The organism is Campylobacter felis (genome assembly GCF_030250085.1).
In the GTDB taxonomy this organism is placed as follows: domain Bacteria; phylum Campylobacterota; class Campylobacteria; order Campylobacterales; family Campylobacteraceae; genus Campylobacter_D; species Campylobacter_D upsaliensis.
On record NZ_JANURX010000041.1, the window covers coordinates 1 to 788 of the forward strand.

A 788-nucleotide genomic window follows, 5' to 3' on the forward strand; every position below is an offset into this window, starting at 1 on the left:
CAAAAAAACGCCCAAAAAGCCGAAATTTATAATCAATACTCAAGGGTTGTGAGTCGCTTGGGTAATGTCAAGGCACAAAATTTGGTTCAAAAATATTTCAAGCCTTGCGATTTTGAATTTAGAGGTTTAGGACTTATAAAAAATGGTGGCTTAGAGCTTAGAGAAGAATTTGCAAGATATGATGCAAGTAAGCTTTATGATTGCGAGGTTAAAAGTAGGAGTGAAAATAAAGCTTGTATTTGTGGTCAAATTTTAAGAGGCTTGGCAAAGCCTTATGAGTGCAAAGTTTTTGGCAAGGTTTGCACACCGAAAAATCCCATAGGCAGTTGTATGGTTTCAGGCGAGGGTGCTTGTGCGGCGTATTATAAATATGCTATCTGTCATTAAAAAGGAGATAAAATGAAATTTAAAATGAAATTTGAAAGCATTGATGCTAATTCTATTCGCAGTCTTATGGATATTTTTTATGCGAAAGTAAGAGTCGATAAAAGCGGACTTGGGGAAATTTTTAACAATAAAATCGGCACAGATGATACAAGCTGGAGTAATCATAAGGAAAAAATCGCAAATTTTTGGGAGGGTTTATTGCTAGGAAGTGGAAATTTTAAAGGAAATCCTATGCGAACGCATATTGTTTAGCACCTTTTCCTAGAGAGCTTTTTGCTGTGTGGCTTAAGCTTTTTAAAGAAAGTTTAGAATGCGTTTATAAAGAGCCAGAGCATCAAAGACTGATTTTTCAAAGAGCTGAAATGATAGCACAAAGATTTCAATATGTGCTGTATGAGAGT

General features: G+C 35.3%; 2 pseudogenes. Both read left to right on the forward strand.

Annotation, left to right across the window (positions count from 1 at the left end):
• Nucleotides 1-387, forward strand: a pseudogene (locus NYG92_RS09135) (hydrogenase formation protein HypD); the annotation flags it as partial.
• A gap of 24 nt (nucleotides 388-411) precedes the next feature.
• Nucleotides 412-788: pseudogene (locus tag NYG92_RS09140) on the forward strand (group III truncated hemoglobin); the annotation flags it as partial.